This is a genomic window from Clavibacter sp. VKM Ac-2873 (genome assembly GCF_015351075.1).
Classification (GTDB): domain Bacteria; phylum Actinomycetota; class Actinomycetes; order Actinomycetales; family Microbacteriaceae; genus Clavibacter.
In genome coordinates, this window is the sequence record NZ_JADKRS010000006.1 from 92183 (window position 1) to 108546 (window position 16364).

Consider the following 16364-nt stretch of genomic DNA (forward strand, 5'->3'; position numbering starts at 1 on the left):
GGGTGGCGACATCGTCGCGGGCGGCAGCGGATCCGGCGCGGGGGTCGCGCGACCGGGCCCCGTCGCGTACGGTGCGTCAGCTCGTCCAGCGGTACCCGAGCTCGGGCCGGCCGGGCGTCCCGTAGCGCGGCACCCGCTCCACCTGGCCCACGTCGGCCAGGTACTCGAGGTACCGGCGCGCGGTCACGCGCGACACGTCGAGCGCGCCCGACACCTCCGCCGCGGAGACGCCCTCGGCGGCGGCGGTCGCGGGCCCGTCGCCGCGCGCGATCCCGCGCACGAGGTCGAGCGTCTCCGCCGACATGCCCTTCGGCAGCCGGGTGTCGGACGCGGGGGAGCGCAGCGCCGCGAGCGCGCGGTCCACCTGCAGCTGGGTGGTGCTGCCGCCGCCCGCGCCGAGGCCCTCGCGGTAGCCGACGTACGCCGCCATCTTCTCGGCGAAGGCCGCGAACGTGAACGGCTTGATGAGGTACTGCACGATGCCCGCCGTCACCGAGCTGCGCACGACGGCCTGGTCCCGCACCGCGGTCACCGCGACGACGTCGGTCGCGCGCCCGGCGGCCCGCAGGCGGCGGCACACCTCGAGGCCGTGCATGTCGGGCAGCGTCATGTCGAGCAGCACCAGGTCGATCCCGTCCTGCCCGGCCTCCGCCACGAGCCGCAGCGCCTCGCCGCCCGTGTGCGCGACGCCCGCCACCTGGAAGCCGTCGAGACGGCCGACGTAGAGCGCGTGGGCCTCGGCGGTCAGCGCGTCGTCGTCGACGACCAGCACGCGGATCACGCGGGCACCCCGCCGTCGCGGGTCCCGGCGTCGTCGCGGAGGGCAGCCGGGTCGGCCGCACGGGCGCCGTCGGGATCCGCGGGCAGCACGACCCGCACGCGCGCCCCGCCCAGCCGGGCGTCGGCGTCGCCGACCTCCACGCGCCCGCCGAGCCGCGCGGCGGAGCGCGCCACGAGCGCGAGCCCCACCCCGCGCGGTCCGGCGTCGCCCTGCTTGGTCGTGACCCCGAACTCCAGCACGCGCGGCCGCACCGCGGGATCCACGCCCGGACCGTCGTCCGCCACCTCGACGACGAGGCCGCCCGCGTCCGTCCGCGACAGCGACAGCTCCACCCGTCCGCGGTCGTCCCCGCGCGCCGTCGCCACGGACGGGTCGGCGGCCGCGTCGATCGCGTTGTCCACGAGGTTCCCGACGATCGTGACGAGCTCGGTCGCCGGCACGCCCGGGTCGCCCGTGCCGGCGGCCACGCGCACGGACAGCTCCACGCCGCGCTCGGCCGCCTGCGCCGTCTTGCCGCGCACGAGCGCCCGCACGACGGGATCCGCCTCCGCCGCCAGCCCGCCCTCCGATGCCCGCCGATCCGTCTCGAGCTCCGCGGCCGCGAGCGCGAGCGCCTCGCGCGGCCGCTCCAGCTCGATGAGCGACACGATCGTGTGCAGCCGGTTGGCGAACTCGTGGGTCTGCGCGCGCATGGCGTCGGAGAGCGTCCGCAGCGTCGCGAGCTCGCCCGAGAGGCGCTGGATCTCGGTCCGGTCGCGCAGCGTCGTCACCGTGCCGAGCCGCGCGGCGCTCCCGGTGCGGCCCGTGGGCAGCGCGGGCCGCTGCGTCACGACGAGGACGCGCCCGCCGGGCAGGTGCACGACCTCGTCGGCCGTGGTCCCCTCGACGAGCAGCCGCTCGATCGCGGGCGGGAGCCCCAGCGCGCGGACCTCGACGGGACCGGTGGCGGGATCGAGCTCCAGGTCGAGCAGCTCGGCCGCCTGGTCGTTGTGGAGCACGAGCCGCCGGTCGCGGTCGACGAGCACGATGCCCTCGCCGACGGAGTGCAGCACCGACTCGTAGTAGGCGAGCATGCGCGCCATCTCCTCGGGCCCCAGCCCCCACGTCGTCCGCTCGAGCGAGCGGCTGAGGAGCACGGCCCCGGCCGCGAGGAGGAGCGCGAGCGCCCCGACCGTGCCGACGAGCCCGGGCAGGCGCGCGCCGAGCACCTCGGTGACGCGGTCGACGGTGACGCCGGCGGCGACCAGCCCGACGATGCCCCCGTCCGCGTCGCGCACGGGCACGACCGCGCGCACGCTCGGCCCGAGCGTCCCCGTGAAGGTCTCGGTCATCGATCGCCCGGCGAGCGCGGGCCCCGTCGTGCCGAGGTACCTCCGGCCGATCTCGTCGGGGTCCGGGTGGGTCACGCGGACGGTGTCGCGGTCCATGATCGTGACGAAGTCGACGCCGGTGTCGCGCGTCACGTCGAGCGAGTAGTCGAGCAGGGCGCCGGTGGGATCCGCGGACGCGAGCCCGTCCGCCACCCGCGGCGAGTCGGCCACGGTCGTCGCGACGGCCAGGCTCCTGTCCGCCGCGGCCTGCTCGGCGCGCTGCCGCGAGTCCGCCCAGAGCGCCGCGGTCGCGACGACGGCGACGAGGAGGAGGACCGCGAGCTGGACGACGAGCAGCCGGGCGGCGATGCCGCGGGGGAGGCCCACCCGGAGGCGGCCCGTCCGCGGGAGGCGGGGCCGGTCGGCGACCGCGCGTCGCGCCATGCTGCCCCCTCGCGTCCGCGGCCGGCACCCGGCAGGAACATTATGAACACAACCCCGGAGCGCCCCCGCGCGTGGGCCATCCTGACGAGGACCGCCTGGCCCACCCGTGCGCCGGCGCCGCTCACGAGACAAGGACGTCCCATGACCCACCCCTTCGCCGCGCTCCGTCGCCTGGACCGCCAGCACTACCTCTACATCGCCGTCATCGTCGCGGTGGTCCTCGGCGTCACGGTCGGGCTCGTCGCCCCCGAGACGGGTGTGGCCCTCAAGCCCATCGGCGACGCGTTCGTGGCCCTGATCAAGATGATGATCGCCCCCATCATCTTCTGCACCATCGTGCTCGGCGTCGGCTCGGTGGCGAAGGCGGCCACGGTGGGCCGCGTCGGCGGCCTCGCGCTCCTCTACTTCATCGTCATGTCGACGTTCGCGCTCGCGATCGGCCTCGTCGTCGGCAACGTCATCCACCCGGGCGACGGCCTCGACCTGAGCGGCCTGCGCGCCCCGGCCGGCTCGACGGAGGCGACCGGCGAGACGGACTTCCTCCTCTCGATCATCCCCACGTCGCTGCTCTCGTCGCTCACCTCGGGCAGCATCCTGCAGACCCTCTTCGTGGCGCTCCTCGTCGGCTTCGCGCTGCAGCAGCTCGGGAAGCGCGGCGAGCCTGTGCTCGAGGGGATCCGCGACATCCAGGTCCTGGTGTTCCGCATCCTCAGCATGGTGATGTGGGTGGCCCCGGTCGGCGCGTTCGGCGCCATCGCGGCGGTCGTCGGCGCCACCGGGTTCCAGGCCGTCATCAGCCTCGCGACCCTCATGATCGGCTTCTACATCACGTGCGCGCTGTTCATCGTGGTGATCCTCGGCACGCTCCTCTGGCTCGTCGCCCGCGTCAGCATCTTCAAGCTGATGCGGTACCTCGGCCGCGAGTACCTCCTCATCGTCTCGACGTCGTCGTCGGAGGTCGCGCTGCCCCGCCTCATCGCGAAGATGGAGCACGTGGGCGTCTCCAAGCCCGTCGTCGGCATCACCGTCCCCACGGGCTACTCGTTCAACCTCGACGGCACGGCCATCTACCTCACGATGGCGTCGCTCTTCATCGCGCGCGCGCTCGGCAGCCCGCTGGCCCTCGGCGAGCAGGTGTCGCTCCTCGTCTTCATGATCATCGCCTCCAAGGGCGCGGCGGGCGTCACGGGCGCCGGCCTCGCGACCCTCGCGGGCGGCCTGCAGTCGCACCGGCCCGACCTGGTGGACGGCGTCGGGCTCATCGTCGGCATCGACCGCTTCATGTCCGAGGCGCGCGCCCTCACGAACTTCACCGGCAACGCCGTCGCGACGGTCCTCATCGGCACCTGGACCCGCGGCATCGACGCCGACCGGGTCGCGCTCGTCCTCGCCGGCGGCGACCCCTTCGACGAGAAGAGCATGGGCACCGAGCACGGGGCCGGGCTGAAGGCCCCGGCCCAGGCCCTCGAGGCGGATGTCACGCGGTCGGGCGAGCTCGGCGACGAGCCCCGCGCCTCCTCGCGCTGACGCGGACGGGGGCCACGCCCGGGTGCCGCCCACCGTGGTCCCGGCCGTGTCCGATCCGTTACGCTGTCAGGTCACAGGAGGTACCACCATGGATGGACGCGAAGAGGGTCACGGCGCCACGCGCGTGCCCGAGCAGTACACGAGCACGGACACCACGGCCACCTTCCGCGATGAGCTCGGGGCGGCGCTCGCGGGCCTCGACGGCGCCATCTCCGCCGAGGAGAAGGACGCCGTCACGGCGCTCCCCTCGGGATCCGCCCTCCTCGTCGTCCGCCGAGGTCCGAACCAGGGTGCGCGCTTCCTCCTCGACGCCGACGTCACGGTCGCCGGCCGCCACCCCGACGCCGACATCTTCCTGGACGACGTCACGGTCTCCCGCCGTCATGCGGAGTTCGTCCGCCAGGGCACGTCGTTCCAGGTCAAGGACCTCGGATCGCTCAACGGCACCTACTTCGACGGCGTGCGGATCGACACCGCGCTCCTCCAGGACGGCGCGGAGGTGCAGGTGGGCAAGTTCCGCCTCACGTTCTACGCATCCCGGACCGACCTCGTCGGCCGGACGACCGAGTAGTGCCGGCGTCCGCCGCCCGGTCGACGCCAGCCCGCACCCCCGGTCTCCTCAGCATCGGGCAGGTGCTGGCGCGCCTCACGCCGGAGTTCCCCGACCTCACCAACAGCAAGCTCCGCTTCCTCGAGGAGCAGGGGCTCGTGCAGCCGTCCCGCACCGAGTCCGGCTACCGCAAGTTCAGCCCCGCCGACGTCGAGCGCCTCCGCACCGTCCTCGGGATGCAGCGCGACCACTACCTCCCGCTCAAGGTCATCCGCTCCTACCTGCACGACCTCGACGCCGGGCTCTCGCCTGCGCTCCCCGGCGGCACGCCCGTCCCGACGGTCTCGATGCTCGACCAGGAGCGTCGCTACAGCCGCGCGGAGCTCGTGCGTGAGTCCGGCGCCACCGCGCCGCTCCTCGGCGACGCCATCACGGCCGGCGTGCTCATGCCGGCGGAGGTCTACGGGGAGGAGGCCGTGCAGGTCATGCGCGCGCTCGTCGAGCTGCAGCGCACCGGCATCGAGCCCCGCCACCTCCGCGGATTCCGCCAGGCGGCGGAGCGGGAGCTGAGCCTCATCGAGTCGGCCCTGGTGCCCGTGTCGCGCCGCCGCGACGCGTCGAGCCGTGCGCACGCCGCGGAGCTCGCCCGTGAGATCGCCACGCAGCTCGAGGTCGTGCGGGGGAGCCTCATCCGCTCCGCGCTCGGTCGCCTCTCGTCCTGACCTCGCTCGCGCCGATGGGCGGGGCCGGTAGGCTGACGTGTCCGCACGGGGCCGTCCGCACGCAGGAGGGGCCCGTCGGGACCGGTCGATGCGCACCCCCGACGGGGGCGCCGTGGAGGGCCGGGACGACACGCCGGGCGCTTCCGCCGGATGTCGTTGATCGGGCCCGCGGGCCCCGCTACCGTGAGAACACGATCCCGACGAACCGACCCGAGCAGCGCGCGAACCCCACCGGGGCGAACGCTGAGGGGTGGAAGGCAGAACGATGAGCGACTCCACCCCGGACTCCGGGCGCTACGACCTCGGTCTGCTCTTCACCGACGGCCTCCCCGAGATGGATGCGAGCGCCGGATACCGCGGCGCCGTCGCCGCCCGCGCCGCGGGGATCACCTACCGTCAGCTCGACTACTGGGCCCGCACCGGCCTCGTCGAGCCCACCGTCCGCGGGGCGTCCGGCTCCGGCACCCAGCGCCTCTACGGCTTCCGCGACATCCTCGTCCTCAAGCTCGTCAAGCGCCTCCTCGACACCGGCATCTCCCTGCAGCAGATCCGCACCGCGGTCAACCAGCTCCGCGAGTCCGGCGTGGTCGACCTCGCGCAGACCACGCTGATGAGCGACGGCGCCAGCGTCTACCTCTGCACCAGCAACGACGAGGTCATCGACCTCGTGAGCCGCGGCCAGGGCGTCTTCGGGATCGCCGTCGGCAAGGTCCTCCGCGAGGTCGAGCACTCCCTCGTCGAGATCGACACGCAGACCGTGGATCCCACCGACGAGCTCGCCGCCCGCCGCGCCGTCAAGGCGTCCTAGGTCCCAGCGCCCGCTCGATCCCCCCGGCTGGCCCGCGCGGTCGTCGTCGTCGTGCTCACGCATCGCGCCCGGCATCGCCGATCGCCGACACCTGCGTGGTGGCATCTCGTCCCGCGTCCCGCAGACGACGATCGCCCCCCCTCGAGGAGGAGCGGCGATCGGGGAGCCGGCGGTCAGCGCGCGGCGTTCTCCGCGTAGTCGCCGATCTTCGCCGTGCGCATGATGCGCTCGAGCAGCTGGTCGAAGTTGCGGGCCATCTCCTGCGCGCTCTCGCCCGGCCACACGTGCAGCGGCTTCGCGGCGCCCTGCGCCTGCTGGAGCGACGTGCGCTCGGGCAGCTGCGGGCTGAGCACGAGCGGACCGAACATGTCGCGGAGCTCCTTGATGCGGAACTGGTGCTCGAGCGACTGGACGCGCGCGCGGTTGACGATGATGCCGAGGGGCTGCAGGCGCGGCGACAGGCCGCGGCGGATCTCCTCGATGGCGCGGAGCGCGCGGTCGGCGGCGGCGACGGAGAAGAGGCCGGGCTCGGTGACGACCGTGACGCGGTCGCTGGCCGCCCACGCGGTGCGCGTGAGGGCGTTGAGGGAGGGCGCGCAGTCGATGAGCACGAGGTCGTAGTCGGCCTCGACGTTGGCCAGGGCCTCCTCGAGCTTCCAGATGTCGCGGATGCTGGGGTGCGGGCCGTCGAAGTTGATGGCGGACGGGCTGCCGATCATGACGTCGATGGTGCCGGTGCGGCCCTTGGTCCAGCCGCTCGGCGCGATGGCCGCGCGGACGATCTTCTCCTTGGGGGAGGCCAGCACGTCGGCGACGTTGAGGTGGCCGGCGACCTGGATGTCCATGCCCGTGGACACGTCGGCCTGCGGGTCGAGGTCGACCACGAGGGTCCTCAAGCCGCGGGAGAAGGCGGCGGACGCCAGTCCCAGGGTCACTGTGGTCTTTCCCACGCCCCCCTTGAGGGAGCTGACGCTCAGTACATGCACGTGGGAGAGGCTACCGTCGATACTCTGGGAAGACCTAAACGCGGGGGTCCCGAAGCCCCTCTCGACGGAAGGCCCCGCCATGTTCGAGAAGATCCTCGTCGCCAACCGTGGGGAGATCGCGATCCGCGCGTTCCGTGCCGCGGTCGAGCTGGGCGCCCGCACGGTCGCCGTCTACCCGCACGAGGACCGGCATTCGCTGCATCGCCTCAAGGCGGACGAGGCGTACCTGATCGGCGAGGAGGGCCACCCCGTCCGCGCGTACCTCGACGTCGACGAGATCATCCGCGTGGCGCTCGAGTGCGGCGCGGACGCCATCTACCCGGGCTACGGGTTCCTCTCGGAGAACCCGGGCCTGGCGCGCGCGGCCGCGGCCAACGGCATCGTCTTCATCGGCCCCGACGCCGGCGTGCTCGAGATGGCCGGCAACAAGGTCACGGCCAAGGAGCACGCGACCGCGGCGGGCGTGCCCGTCCTCGCCTCGACGCCGCCGTCGACCGACGTGGATCTCCTGCTCGAGCGGGCCCAGGGGATCGGGTTCCCGATCTTCGCCAAGGCCGTCGCGGGCGGCGGCGGCCGGGGCATGCGCCGCGTCGAGCGCGCGGAGGACCTGGAGGACGCGCTCCGGGCCGCGATGCGCGAGGCGGACAGCGCCTTCGGCGACCCGACCATGTTCCTCGAGCAGGCCGTGCTCCGGCCCCGGCACATCGAGGTGCAGATCCTCGCCGACGCCACCGGGGAGACCGTGCACCTCTTCGAGCGCGACTGCTCGGTGCAGCGCCGGCACCAGAAGGTCGTCGAGATCGCGCCCGCGCCGAACCTGGATCCCGCGATCCGCGACGCCATGCACGCGCACGCCGTCGCGTTCGCGCGCAGCATCGGCTACGTCAACGCCGGCACGGTCGAGTTCCTGCTCGACACGGACGGGCCGCGGGCGGGCCAGCACGTCTTCATCGAGATGAACCCGCGCATCCAGGTGGAGCACACGGTCACCGAGGAGGTCACCGACGTCGACCTCGTGCAGTCGCAGATGCGCATCGCGGCGGGGGAGACCCTCGCGGGGCTCGGCCTCCGCCAGGACGCGATCGTGCTGCGCGGCGCGGCGCTCCAGTGCCGCATCACGACGGAGGACCCCGCCCAGGGGTTCCGCCCGGACACGGGCAAGATCACGACGTACCGGTCGCCGGGCGGCGGCGGGATCCGCATCGACGGCGGCACGGTCGCGACCGGCGCGCAGATCAGCCCCCACTTCGACTCGATGCTCGCGAAGCTCACCTGCCGCGGGCGCGACTTCCCGGCCGCCGTCACGCGGGCCAAGCGCGCCCTCGCCGAGTTCCGGATCCGCGGCGTCTCCACGAACATCCCGTTCCTGCAGGGCGTGCTCGACGACCCCGACTTCCAGGCGGGCGACATCAGCACGTCCTTCATCGACGAGCGTCCCGGCCTCGTCCGCAGCAACGTGTCCAAGGACCGCGGCACGAAGATCCTCAACTGGCTCGCCGACGTCACCGTCAACCAGCCGAACGGGCCGCGCACCGCGGTCGTCCGGCCCGCCGACAAGCTGCCCGACGTCGACCTCCGGCAGCCGGCGCCCGCGGGATCCCGCCAGCGGCTCCTCGAGCTCGGACCGCGCGGCTTCGCCGAGGCCCTCCGCGCGCAGACCGCCCTCGCGGTCACGGAGACGACGTTCCGCGACGCGCACCAGTCGCTGCTCGCCACGCGCGTCCGCACGCGCGACCTCGTGGCGGTCGCGCCGTACGTCGCGCGCACGACGCCCGAGCTGCTCTCCGTCGAGGCCTGGGGCGGAGCCACCTACGACGTTGCGCTGCGCTTCCTCGGCGAGGACCCGTGGGAACGGCTCGCGTCGCTGCGCGAGGCGCTCCCGAACGTCGCGATCCAGATGCTGCTGCGCGGCGCCAACACCGTCGGCTACACGCCGTACCCCACCGAGGTCACCGACGCCTTCGTGCAGGAGGCGGCGGCCACCGGCGTCGACGTCTTCCGCATCTTCGACGCGCTCAACGACGTCGAGCGGATGCGGCCCGCCATCGACTCCGTGCTCGCGACCGGCACCACCGTCGCCGAGGTCGCCCTCTGCTACACGGGCAACCTGCTGGATCCGGCCGAGGACCTCTACACGCTCGACTACTACCTGCGGCTGGCCGAGCGCAGCGTGGCGGCGGGCGCGCACATCCTCGCGATCAAGGACATGGCCGGGCTCCTGCGTCCGGCCGCGGCCGAGCGCCTCGTCACCGCGCTCCGCCGCGAGTTCGACCTCCCCGTGCACGTGCACACGCACGACACCGCGGGCGGCCAGCTCGCGACCCTGCTCGCGGCCAGCCGCGCCGGCGCCGACGCGGTGGACGTCGCGAGCGCGCCCATGTCGGGCACCACGAGCCAGCCGTCGGCGTCCGCGCTCGTCGCCGCCCTCGCGGACACCGAGCGCGACACGGGCCTCTCGCTCGACGCGGTGAGCGACCTCGAGCCCTACTGGGAGGCCGTGCGCCGCCTGTACCGGCCGTTCGAGTCCGGGCTCGCCGGGCCGACCGGGCGCGTGTACCGGCACGAGATCCCGGGCGGCCAGCTCTCGAACCTCCGGCAGCAGGCCATCGCGCTCGGCCTCGCCGACGACTTCGAGCTCATCGAGGACATGTACGCCGCCGCCGACCGGATCCTCGGTCGCATCCCCAAGGTCACGCCGTCGTCGAAGGTGGTCGGCGACCTCGCCCTCCAGCTCGCGGCGGCGAAGGCCGACCCGGCCGACTTCGAGCGGAACCCCCAGGACTACGACATCCCCGACTCGGTGGTCGGGTTCATGGCGGGGGAGCTGGGCGACCTGCCCGGCGGCTGGCCGGAGCCCTTCCGCACCCGCGTGCTCCAGGGCCGCGACGTGCGCATCGGCGTCACGCCGCTGTCCGCCGAGGACCGCGAGGCGCTCCAGGTGCCGGGCGCGGCGCGACGCCGCACGCTGAACCACCTCCTCTTCCCGCAGCCGACCGAGCAGTTCGAGACCATCCGCGAGCTGTTCGGCGACCTCTCCGTGCTCGACACCGACGACTACCTGCACGGCCTCCGCCCGGGTCAGGAGCACGCGGTGCGGATCAGCAGGGGCGTCGAGGTCCTCATCGGCCTGGAGGCCGTGGGCGACGCCGACGAGTCCGGCATGCGCACCGTCATGGTCGTCATGAACGGGCAGCTCCGCCCGGTGTTCGTGCGCGACCGCGGCATCGCCGTCACGACGACAGCAGCCGAGCGCGGCGACCCCGCGAAGCCCGGCCACGTGTCGGCGCCGTTCTCCGGCGTCGTCACGCTGAAGGTCGAGGAGGGCCAGGTGGTCGCCGCCGGCCAGCCGGTCGCGTCCATCGAGGCGATGAAGATGGAGGCGGCCATCACGTCGCCCGTCGCGGGACGCGTCACGCGCCTCGCGGTCCCGACCACCCAGCAGGTCGACGCGGGCGACCTGCTCGTGGTCGTCGAGCAGTAGGAGATGAGCCACGCATGACGGACCACGAACCGCAGCAGGATGCGCGCTACGACCTCGTGATCGTGGGGGCCGGATCCGGCAACTCGATCGTCGACGAGCGCTTCGCCGACCAGCGCGTGCTGCTCGTCGACGACGGCGAGCACTTCGGCGGAACCTGCCTCAACGCGGGCTGCATCCCGACGAAGATGCTCGTGCACGTCGCGGACGTCGCCGCCCAGACGCGCGACGGCGCCGCCCTCGGCATCCGCGCCTCGGTGGACGCCGTCGACTGGCCCGCGATCAGCGCGCGCGTCTTCGGCCGCATCGACGCCATCAGCGAGGGCGGCCGCGAGTGGCGCGAGAGCGGGATGGAGAACGTCACGCTGCTGCGCGAGAGCGTCGGCTTCGAGGCTCCCGGCGTGCTCGTCTCGGCGAGCGGGCAGCGGATCGTCGCGGACCGCATCGTGCTCGCGGCGGGGTCCCGTCCCCGTCCGCTGCAGGCGGTCTACGCGCCCGACCCGGACATCCACGACTCCGACTCGATCATGCGGATCGCCGAGCTGCCCGCCTCGCTCCTCATCATCGGCGGCGGCTACGTCGCGGCCGAGTTCGCGCACGTCTTCAGCCACCTCGGCGTCCACGTGACCCAGGTCGCCCGGTCCGCGCACCTGCTCGGCAACCTCGACGCCGACGTCTCGACGCGCTTCACCACGCTCGCCCGCACGCAGTGGGACGTCATCACCGACTGCGAGGTCGAGGAGATCGAGCGCGACGGCGACGTGCTCCGCTCGCGCCTCGCCTCCGGCCACCTGGTCGAGACGGAGGCGGTGCTCGTCGCCCTCGGACGCGTCCCCAACACCGACACGCTCGCGGTCCGGAACGCGGGCTACGACCTGCACGACGACGGCCGCATCGTGGTCGACGACCGGCAGCGCGTGCTCGCCGGCGGCACGCCCGTGCCCGGCGTCTTCGCGCTCGGCGACATCAGCGCCGACCACCAGCTCAAGCACGTCGCCAACCACCAGGCCCGCGTCGTGCAGCACAACCTGCTGCACCCGGACGACCTCATCGGGGGAGCTCCCGGGCCCGTGCCGCAGGCGGTCTTCTCACGCCCGCAGATCGGGTCGTTCGGCCTGACGGAGGCGGAGGCGCGCGCGGCGGGACCCGTCGTCACGATCGAGCAGCCCTACTCGTCGACGGCCTGGGGCTGGGCCCTCGAGGACACGACGTCGTTCTGCAAGCTCGTGGTCGACCCGCGCGACGGCGGCACCCTCCTCGGCGCGCACATCATCGGATCCGACTCGGCGGCGCTCATCCAGCCGCTGCTCATGGCCGCGAGCCTCGGCCACCGGGTCACCGGTCTCGCACGGGCGCAGTACTGGCCGCACCCGGCCGTGACGGAGATCGTCGAGAACGCGCTGCTCGCCGCCGAGTCCGCGGTGGCCGACTGGGCACGGGAGAATGGGGGAGGCGACGCGCCCGCGGGGGCCGGTCGATCCTGACCCGCCACCGGACAAGGACCCACGGAAGCAGAGAATGACTGAACGACAGATCCGCCTGTTCGGCGATCCGGTGCTGAAGACCGTCTCCTCGGAGATCCACGAGATCGACGAGGGCGTGCGCGCCCTGGTCGAGGACCTCCTCGACAGCGTGCGGCCCGACGGCCGCGCCGGGGTGGCCGCCGCGCAGATCGGCGTCAACCTCCGGGCCTTCAGCTACAACGTCGGGCCGGCGTTCGGGTACGTGCTCAACCCCGTCATCGAGGAGCTGCGCGGCGAGGCCGTCCTCGTCGACGAGGGCTGCCTCTCGGTGCCGGGCCTCTGGTTCCCCACCATGCGCCACCCCGAGGCCGTCATCAGCGGCATCGACCTCGACGGGAAGCCCGTCCGCATCGAGGGCACGGGCGTGCTCGCCCAGGCCTTCCAGCACGAGGTCGACCACCTCGACGGCCTCGTCTACCTCGACCGGCTCGACAAGCAGCGCCGCCGCGAGGCCATGAAGCAGGTCCGCGAGTCCGACTGGTTCTGACCCGCCCGGCCCGTCGACCTTGGCGCTCGCCCGGGTCGACGCCGTCGGTCAGTGGACCAGCGAGTGCCCCTCGGTGGTCGGCGCCGCCTCGTAGATCCGGGTGATCACGTCGGAGAAGGCGTCGAGCACCACCTGGCGCTTGATGCTGAGCTTCGGCGTGAGGTGCCCGTCGGCCTCCGTCAGCTCCACCGGCAGCACGACGAACTTCCGGATGGACTCCGCGCGCGACACCGTCGCGTTCGCCGCGTCGACCGCGCGCTGCACCTCGGCGAGCACGGCCGGGTTCTGCGAGGCCTGCTCGAGCGTCATGGCCGGGTCCTGGCCGGCGTTCCCGAGCCAGACCCTGAGCATCTCCGGATCCAGCGTGACGAGCGCCGAGATGAACGGCCGCCGGTCGCCCGCCACCACGACCTGCCCGACGAGCGGGTTCGCCCGGATGGGGTCCTCGAGCGCGGCCGGGGCGACGTTCTTGCCGCCGGCGGTGACGATGATCTCCTTCTTCCGTCCGGTGATCGTGAGGTACCCGTCGGCGTCGTAGCTGCCGAGGTCGCCCGTGCGGAACCAGCCGTCGTCGAAGGCCGCGGCGGTCGCCTCCTCGTCCTGCCAGTAGCCGTCGAAGACGTTGACGCCCTTGACCTGGATCTCGCCCTCGTCGGTGATGCGCGTGGCCACGCCGGGCATGGCCGGGCCCACCGTGCCGATCCGGAATGCCTTCACGAGGTTGACGCTCACCGGCGCCGTCGTCTCGGTGAGGCCGTAGCCCTCGAGGATGGTGAGGCCGAGCGACCGGTAGAAGTGCCCGAGCCGGAGGCCGAGGGGCGCGGATCCGCTGACGGCGAAGCGCACGCGCCCGCCCATCGCCTGGCGGATCTTCGAGTACACGAGGGCGTCGAACAGCCTGTACTGCAGCTTCAGCGCGAGCGGCACGGATCCGGCGTCGACCGCGACCGAGTGCGCGTGCGCGACGTCGGCCGCTCGGCGGAAGATCCTGCCGCGGCCCGCGCCCTCGGCCTTCTGCTCCGAGGAGTTGTAGACCTTCTCGAACACGCGCGGGACCGCGAGCAGGAACGTCGGACGGAAGGACGCGAGCGCGGGCAGCAGCTGGGTCGTGTCGGCCTGGTGCCCGGTCTTCACGCCCGCCTGCACGTTGAGGATGGAGATGAAGCGCGCGAAGACGTGCGCCGTCGTGATGAACAGCAGCGTCGACGCGCCGACCTGCACGACCTCCTCCATCGCGACCTCGGCGTTCCGCGCGAGCTCCACGAAGTTCGCGTGCGTCAGGATGCAGCCCCTCGGCCGGCCGGTGGTCCCGGACGTGTAGATGAGCGTCGCCATGTCCGAGCCGACCGCGAGGTTCCGGCGACGCTCGATCTCGGCGTCCGGCACGTCGGCGCCCTGCTCGGCGAGCTTGTCCAGGTCGCCGAGGTCGATCTGCCAGACGCGGCGCACCGCCGGCAGCTCCGGGTGCACCTCGTCGAAGCGGGAGAAGTGCTCGGCCGACTCGAGGATCATGGCGACGCTGCCCGAGTCCTGCATGTTCCAGTGCACCTGGCCGGGGGAGGAGGTCTCGTAGACCGGGACGAGGACGGCCCCGGCGAAGAAGACGGCGAAGTCCACGAGCGTCCACTCGTAGCGCGTCCGGCACATCATCCCGATGCGCTCGCCCGGCTCGATCCCCGCGGCGACGAGGCCCTTCGCGAGGGCGACGACCTGGCGGTGGAACTCGGACGCCGAGACGTCGCGCCACCCGCCCGACCCGTCCGGCAGCGCGAACAACGGAGCGTCGGGGCTCGTCCTCACGCGATGCACCAGGACGTCGGTGATGTTGTCGTCGGGTCTCGCCTCGACGACGGCGGGCATGGTGTGCTGTTCCACGGCAACTCCCTCGGTACCGGAAATGGATGTGATCAGACTACGGGCCGGGCCGGGGCGGCGCTCGTCCCCGGTCGGGGGCGTCCGGCGCGTCAGTAGGATCGACTGGCGAGACGACGAGGAAGGGCCCGCGGAGTGCATGCAGTAGGGATCGACATCGGCGGGACCAAGATCGCGGGAGCCGTGGTCGACGAGCTCGGCGTCATCGCGGCGGAGGAGCGCACGCCCACCGAGGCGAGCAGCCCGGACGCCATCGTCGAGGCCGTCGTCGGGATGGTCGCGCGGCTCCGCGCCCAGCACCCCGACGTGGTCGCGGTCGGCGTGGCCGCGGCCGGCTTCATCGACGCCGCGCAGTCCACCGTCTACTACGCCCCCAACATCAACTGGCGCAACGAGCCGGTGCGCGAGAAGCTGCGTGGCCGCATCGACCTCCCCATCGTCATCGAGAACGACGCGAACGCCGCCGGATGGGCCGAGTTCCGCTACGGCGCGGGCCGCCTGGTCAGCGACATGGTGACCCTGACGATCGGCACGGGCGTCGGCGGCGCGATCGTGGCCGACGACCGGCTCTTCCGCGGCGGCTTCGGCGCGGGCGCCGAGCTCGGCCACATGCGCGTCGTGCCCGACGGCCTGCCGTGCGGCTGCGGCGCCCGCGGCTGCATCGAGCAGTACGGATCCGGCCGCGCCCTCCTGCGCACCGCCGACGAGCTGGCCGACCTCGGCGGCACCCACGGCGAGGGCCTGGCCGCCCGGCGCCGCGAGGTGGGCACGCTCACCGGCCACGACGTCAGCGACCTCATCCAGGCGGGCGACCCCGGCGCTCTGCTCGCCCTCCGCCGGCTCGGCGGCTGGCTCGGCGAGGCCGCCGCGAGCATCGGCGCGATCCTCGACCCGCAGATGTTCGTGATCGGCGGCGGCGTCGCGCAGGCGGGCGACCTGCTGCTCGACCCGATCCGCGAGGCCTACCTCGCCCACCTCCCGGCGCGCGGCTACCACCCGGAACCGGAGTTCCGCATCGCGGAGCTCGTCAACGACGCCGGCGTCGTCGGCGCGGCCGACCTCGCCCGACGTCACGCCGCCGCGCTGCGCCACGGGGCCTGAGCGCGGGCAGGTCGGCCTGCGGCGTCGCGCGCCCCCGTCCGCCTATGCTGGATGCGACCCCACCCGGAAGGTGACCGACGATGTTCTACTGGTTCATGAAGAACCTGGTCGCCGGACCCCTCCTCCGGAGCACGTTCCGGCCGTGGGTCTCCGGGCTCGAGAACATCCCCGCCAAGGGCGGCGTGATCCTCGCCAGCAACCACCTCTCCTTCATCGACTCGGTGTTCCTGCCGCTCCTGGTCGACCGCAACCTCGTCTTCCTGGCGAAGAGCGACTACTTCACGGGCACCGGCCTCAAGGGCTGGGCCACGAAGATGTTCTTCACGGCCACGGGCATGCTCCCCATCGACCGCTCCGGCGGCAAGGCATCCGAGGCGTCGCTCAACACCGGTCTCCGCGTGCTCGCCGAGGGCCGCATGCTCGGCATCTACCCGGAGGGCACCCGCAGCCCCGACGGCCGGATGTACCGCGGCCGCACCGGGGTGGCGCGCATGATCCTCGAGGGCGACGTCCCGGTCGTCCCGATCGCGATGATCGACACCGAGAAGGTCATGCCCATCGGCACCCGGATCCCGAAGGTCCGCCGGATTGGTGTGGTCATCGGCGAGCCGCTAGATTTCAGTAGGTTCGCCGGCCTCGAGGGAGACCGCTTCATCCTCCGCTCCATCACCGACGAGATCATGTACGAGCTCTCGAGGCTGAGCGGCCAGGAGTACGTCGACGTCTATGCGACCTCGGTCAAGGAGAAGCGCGCGAGCGCGGCCCGCTGACCGAC

The 16364-nt window shown here is 73.0% G+C and carries 13 protein-coding genes; 9 read left to right on the top strand and 4 right to left on the bottom strand.

Annotated elements, in window-relative coordinates:
* Positions 1 to 76 precede the first annotated feature (76 nt).
* Positions 77 to 781 carry a response regulator gene (locus ITJ44_RS15155; protein ID WP_194636376.1) on the bottom strand — a complete coding sequence of 235 codons (705 nt, stop codon included), beginning with the start codon at positions 779 to 781 and terminating at the stop codon, positions 77 to 79.
* Complete coding sequence (locus ITJ44_RS15160) at positions 778 to 2535, bottom strand: ATP-binding protein (protein ID WP_228495196.1); 1758 nt, start codon at positions 2533 to 2535, stop codon at positions 778 to 780. The genes ITJ44_RS15155 and ITJ44_RS15160 overlap by 4 nt, the downstream gene beginning before the upstream one ends.
* Before the next feature lie 141 nt (positions 2536 to 2676).
* On the opposite strand from ITJ44_RS15160, the gene ITJ44_RS15165 reads away from it, so the two are divergent.
* From ITJ44_RS15165 to ITJ44_RS15180, 4 genes are all read left to right on the top strand, one after another.
* A complete protein-coding gene (locus ITJ44_RS15165) occupies positions 2677 to 4062 on the top strand; it encodes a cation:dicarboxylate symporter family transporter (RefSeq protein ID WP_194636377.1) in 1386 nt (461 codons plus the stop codon).
* Between the two features lie 88 nt (positions 4063 to 4150).
* Complete coding sequence (locus tag ITJ44_RS15170) at positions 4151 to 4633, top strand: FHA domain-containing protein (RefSeq protein ID WP_194636378.1); 483 nt, start codon at positions 4151 to 4153, stop codon at positions 4631 to 4633.
* On the top strand, positions 4633 to 5334 hold the full coding sequence (locus tag ITJ44_RS15175) for a MerR family transcriptional regulator (RefSeq protein WP_012038570.1): 702 nt from the start codon (positions 4633 to 4635) through the stop codon (positions 5332 to 5334). The genes ITJ44_RS15170 and ITJ44_RS15175 overlap by 1 nt, the downstream gene beginning before the upstream one ends.
* Before the next feature lie 265 nt (positions 5335 to 5599).
* A complete protein-coding gene (locus ITJ44_RS15180) occupies positions 5600 to 6142 on the top strand; it encodes a MerR family transcriptional regulator (RefSeq protein WP_012038569.1) in 543 nt (180 codons plus the stop codon).
* A gap of 173 nt (positions 6143 to 6315) precedes the next feature.
* Here the strand turns inward: ITJ44_RS15180 and ITJ44_RS15185 are convergent, their stop codons facing one another.
* A complete protein-coding gene (locus ITJ44_RS15185; RefSeq protein ID WP_045528295.1) occupies positions 6316 to 7128 on the bottom strand; it encodes a ParA family protein in 813 nt (270 codons plus the stop codon).
* Between the two features lie 79 nt (positions 7129 to 7207).
* Here ITJ44_RS15185 and ITJ44_RS15190 point away from each other — a divergent pair, with 79 nt between their 5' ends.
* From ITJ44_RS15190 to ITJ44_RS15200, 3 genes are read left to right on the top strand one after another with little or no spacing between them, the layout of a single operon-like run.
* Positions 7208 to 10609 (top strand): pyruvate carboxylase, encoded by a 3402-nt coding sequence (locus ITJ44_RS15190; RefSeq protein ID WP_194636379.1) that lies wholly within the window; start codon positions 7208 to 7210, stop codon positions 10607 to 10609.
* A 14-nt stretch (positions 10610 to 10623) separates the two neighbouring features.
* Complete coding sequence (locus ITJ44_RS15195) at positions 10624 to 12090, top strand: mycothione reductase (RefSeq protein WP_194636380.1); 1467 nt, start codon at positions 10624 to 10626, stop codon at positions 12088 to 12090.
* Between the two features lie 34 nt (positions 12091 to 12124).
* Entirely contained in the window at positions 12125 to 12616 is a 492-nt protein-coding gene (locus tag ITJ44_RS15200; protein WP_194636381.1) for a peptide deformylase, read from the top strand.
* A 48-nt stretch (positions 12617 to 12664) separates the two neighbouring features.
* Here ITJ44_RS15200 and ITJ44_RS15205 read toward each other — a convergent pair whose 3' ends face one another.
* Positions 12665 to 14491: an AMP-dependent synthetase/ligase gene (locus tag ITJ44_RS15205; protein ID WP_194636382.1), complete on the bottom strand. Its 1827-nt coding sequence runs from the start codon at positions 14489 to 14491 to the stop codon at positions 12665 to 12667.
* Between the two features lie 132 nt (positions 14492 to 14623).
* Here ITJ44_RS15205 and ITJ44_RS15210 point away from each other — a divergent pair, with 132 nt between their 5' ends.
* Both ITJ44_RS15210 and ITJ44_RS15215 read left to right on the top strand, forming a co-directional pair.
* Positions 14624 to 15589 carry an ROK family glucokinase gene (locus ITJ44_RS15210; protein WP_194636383.1) on the top strand — a complete coding sequence of 322 codons (966 nt, stop codon included), beginning with the start codon at positions 14624 to 14626 and terminating at the stop codon, positions 15587 to 15589.
* 80 nt (positions 15590 to 15669) lie between these two features.
* Positions 15670 to 16359, top strand: a complete 690-nt coding sequence (locus ITJ44_RS15215) for a 1-acyl-sn-glycerol-3-phosphate acyltransferase (RefSeq protein ID WP_194636384.1) — start codon at positions 15670 to 15672, stop codon at positions 16357 to 16359.
* The last annotated feature ends 5 nt before the right edge of the window (positions 16360 to 16364 follow it).

Bases quoted from the DNA above. Each gene is read 5' to 3' on its own strand.
- ITJ44_RS15160 (WP_228495196.1), bottom strand. From the start codon at position 2,535: ATGGCGCGACGCGCGGTCGCCGACCGGCCCCGCCTCCCGCGGACGGGC.
- ITJ44_RS15165 (WP_194636377.1), top strand. From the start codon at position 2,677: ATGACCCACCCCTTCGCCGCGCTCCGTCGCCTGGACCGCCAGCACTAC.
- ITJ44_RS15170 (WP_194636378.1), top strand. From the start codon at position 4,151: ATGGATGGACGCGAAGAGGGTCACGGCGCCACGCGCGTGCCCGAGCAG.
- ITJ44_RS15180 (WP_012038569.1), top strand. From the start codon at position 5,600: ATGAGCGACTCCACCCCGGACTCCGGGCGCTACGACCTCGGTCTGCTC.
- ITJ44_RS15190 (WP_194636379.1), top strand. From the start codon at position 7,208: ATGTTCGAGAAGATCCTCGTCGCCAACCGTGGGGAGATCGCGATCCGC.
- ITJ44_RS15195 (WP_194636380.1), top strand. From the start codon at position 10,624: ATGACGGACCACGAACCGCAGCAGGATGCGCGCTACGACCTCGTGATC.
- ITJ44_RS15200 (WP_194636381.1), top strand. From the start codon at position 12,125: ATGACTGAACGACAGATCCGCCTGTTCGGCGATCCGGTGCTGAAGACC.
- ITJ44_RS15215 (WP_194636384.1), top strand. From the start codon at position 15,670: ATGTTCTACTGGTTCATGAAGAACCTGGTCGCCGGACCCCTCCTCCGG.